Origin of the sequence: Brevundimonas bullata, from assembly GCF_003350205.1 — a bacterium.
GTDB lineage: Bacteria > Pseudomonadota > Alphaproteobacteria > Caulobacterales > Caulobacteraceae > Brevundimonas > Brevundimonas bullata.
The window spans coordinates 1-2,861 of the sequence record NZ_QLLC01000073.1 but is presented as its reverse complement, the minus strand read 5'-3'; the positions used below and the strand labels follow the sequence as shown (position 1 = coordinate 2,861).

Sequence of the window (2,861 nt, the reverse complement as noted above, 5' to 3'; positions counted from 1 at the left end):
CCAGATCACCCTCCTGACAGGTCCGGAGCGGCGACGTCGCTGGACGGATGAGGATAAGCGCCAGATCCTGGAGGAGGCTTTCGGGCCAGGCGGCAATGTCGTCGATGCAGCGCGCCGACATGATGTCTCGAGCGGGCTGATCTACACTTGGCGCGCCAAGGCGCGGGCATCGATGATCCCAGGCTTCGTCGAGGCGGTCATCGCCGAGGAGTCCGTGGTGACCGACGCCGGCGGGGGAGCGGTGATCCAGGTCGAGCTGGCTTCGGCGCGGGTGAGCATCAGCGGAACGGCGTCGCCGGTCCTGGTCGACGTGGTGCTGCGGGCCCTGCGATGATCCCGATGCGATCTGGCGTGCGGGTATGGCTCGCCACCGGCCATACGGACATGCGCAAAGGCATGCAGGGCCTGACCTTGCTCGTTCAGGAGCACCTCAAGCGCGATCCTCATGGCGGAGATCTCTACGTCTTCAGGGGGCGTGGCGGTGGCCTGGTGAAGATCGTCTGGCACGACGGCATCGGCCTGTCGCTCTACGCCAAGCGGCTGGAGCGAGGGCGTTTCATCTGGCCGGCGACCGAGGGCGGGGCCGTGTCGCTGACGATGGGCCAGCTCGGCTATTTGCTCGAAGGGATCGACTGGCGAAATCCCCAGCATAGCTGGCGTCCGACGAGCGCCGGCTGAGTGAAAAAAGATTGGCGAGACTGCATTTTGGGGCGCCACAAGCGACGCAAATTATGATTCAATTCTCGCCATGGAAGTCATGGCCGCCCCCGTTCCGGACGACGTCGCAGCGCTGAAAAGGGCGCTGGCGGCGGCCGAGCTGCGGGCCGACCAGGCTGAGGCAGGGGCTGTCCGAGCGGAAGAGAAAGCGACCCGAGCGGAAGAGAAAGCCGCCCTGGCCGTCGCCGAGGCGGCGGCCGCCAAGGCCGACCGCGCCGAGGACCAGGCGCTGATCGCCCACCTGCAACTGCAGATCGCCAAGCTGAAGCGTGAACGCTTCGGCGTCACGTCAGAGCGCAGCAGCCGGCTGCTGGACCAGCTCGAGCTGCAGCTGGAGGAACTGGAAGCCTCGGCGACCGAGGACGAACTGGCGGCCGAGAAAGCCGTCGCCCGCGCGACCACGACGGTGAAGGGGTTCGAGCGCAAGAAGCCTTCCCGCCAACCCTTCCCGGAACACCTGCCGCGCGAGCGGGTCGTGATCGAGGCGCCCACGGCCTGCGCCTGCTGCGGCGGGTCGCGCCTGTCGAAGCTGGGCGAGGACGTGACCGAGACGCTGGAAGTGATCCCGCGCCAGTGGAAGGTGATCCAGACCGTGCGGGAGAAGTTTTCCTGCCGCGACTGCGAGACCATGGCCCAGGCCCCGGCGCCCTTCCATGTCCTGCCGCGGGGTTGGGCCGGACCGAACCTTCTGGCCATGATCATGTTCGAGAAGTTCGGCCAGCATCAGCCGCTGAACCGCCAGGCCGAGCGCTACGCCCGCGAAGGCGTGCCGCTGAGCCTGTCCACCCTGGCCGATCAGGTCGGCGGCGTCACCGCATTGATGGCGCCGCTGTTCCACCGCCTCGAGATCCATGGCTTCGCCGCCGAGCGGTTGCATGCCGACGACACGACCGTGCCGATTCTGGCCAAGGGCAAGACCGACATCGGTCGGCTCTGGACCTATGTGCTGGACGACGCGCCGTTTGGCGGGACGGGGCCGCGGATCGCGCTTTTCTACTATTCGCGCGACCGCAAAGGCCTTCACCCCCAGGGCCACCTCAAGAACTGGAGCGGCGTGCTGCAGGCCGACGCCTATGGCGGCTACAACGAGCTCTACAAGCAGGGGCGGCCGCCCGGCCCTATCCTGGAGGCGGGCTGTTGGGCGCACGCTCGACGAAAGTTCTTCATTCTGGCCGATCTCGAGGCCGCCGCGCGTAAAAAGGCGCGCGGCGAGAAGCCCCAGGCCGTCTATCCCAAGGCCCTGGAAGCGGTGCGTTTGATTGACGCCCTGTTCGCCATCGAACGCGAGATCAACGGCAAGTCGCCGCTGGAACGTCTGGCTGTCCGCCAGGCGAAGAGCGCGCCGATTATCGCCGAGCTCGAAGTCTGGCTGCAGGAGACGCGCGCCCAGCTCACCCGCGACCACGACATCGTCAAGGCCGTCAACTATCTCACGCGGCGCTGGCCCTCCTTCACGCGTTTCCTCGAGGACGGCCGGGTCTGCCTGTCGAACAACGCCGCCGAACGCGCCCTCAGGGGCGTCGCTCTGGGTCGTAAGGCCTGGCTGTTCTGCGGCTCGGACCGGGGCGGGCAACGGGCCGCGGCCATGTACAGCTTCATCGTCAGCTGCAAGCTCAACGACGTCGACCCCCAGGCCTGGTTCGCCGACGTCCTGGCCCGCATCAACGATCTGCCGGCCAGTCGCCTCGATGAGCTGTTGCCGTGGAACTGGCGTCCCAAGGGCGTCAGCCTGGTCACGGCAGCGGTCTGATGGACGGTCCCCTTCCGCAAGAAAAGGCGCTCATCACCGCAGCCTGCCAACAGTTCATTGACGACGTACTGAAGCCGAGATTTCTTCGCGTCGTGCGCCCCACCGAGTTTAACTACCCGGTCGATATCCAGGGCAAATGGCACGGTGCCCGCTATCGCTTCATCCAGCGATATCGCTCTGGCTCAAGCGACAGTCTGGGAGCAGAGTTCGATGCCGCCTTCGTCCGTCTGGATTGGACTGGTCCCGACCGTTTCGACATCCAATGGCGTCGCCATACCGGATCCTGGATTCGCCTTTACCGTGGCAAGACGCTGGCCCAGGCCCTCAAGCAAATCGAGACCGACGAGATCCTGCAGCCGCTTTAGCTCGCCGCGGTCCTCACCGGATGGCTACG

Annotated in this window: 4 protein-coding genes; all 4 read left to right on the top strand. The window is 66.2% G+C overall.

What is annotated here, in order from left to right:
- On the top strand, positions 1-334 hold a 334-nt coding region (gene tnpA / locus DXK21_RS16320), incomplete at its 5' end, for an IS66-like element accessory protein TnpA (RefSeq protein WP_211306072.1).
- Positions 331-678: an IS66 family insertion sequence element accessory protein TnpB gene (gene tnpB / locus DXK21_RS16315; protein ID WP_114818815.1), complete on the top strand. Its 348-nt coding sequence runs from the start codon at positions 331-333 to the stop codon at positions 676-678. The genes tnpA and tnpB, both read left to right, overlap by 4 nt.
- 79 nt (positions 679-757) lie before the next feature.
- The gene (gene tnpC, locus DXK21_RS16310) at positions 758-2,467 is read left to right on the top strand and encodes an IS66 family transposase (RefSeq protein ID WP_114818816.1); all 1,710 of its coding nucleotides are present in this window, start codon (positions 758-760) and stop codon (positions 2,465-2,467) included.
- Complete coding sequence (locus DXK21_RS16305; protein ID WP_114818814.1) at positions 2,467-2,832, top strand: DUF3024 domain-containing protein; 366 nt, start codon at positions 2,467-2,469, stop codon at positions 2,830-2,832. The genes tnpC and DXK21_RS16305 overlap by 1 nt, the downstream gene beginning before the upstream one ends.
- Positions 2,833-2,861: the final 29 nt, after the last annotated feature.

Bases quoted from the DNA above. Each gene is read 5' to 3' on its own strand.
- tnpB (WP_114818815.1), top strand. From the start codon at position 331: ATGATCCCGATGCGATCTGGCGTGCGGGTATGGCTCGCCACCGGCCAT.
- tnpC (WP_114818816.1), top strand. From the start codon at position 758: ATGGCCGCCCCCGTTCCGGACGACGTCGCAGCGCTGAAAAGGGCGCTG.
- DXK21_RS16305 (WP_114818814.1), top strand. From the start codon at position 2,467: ATGGACGGTCCCCTTCCGCAAGAAAAGGCGCTCATCACCGCAGCCTGC.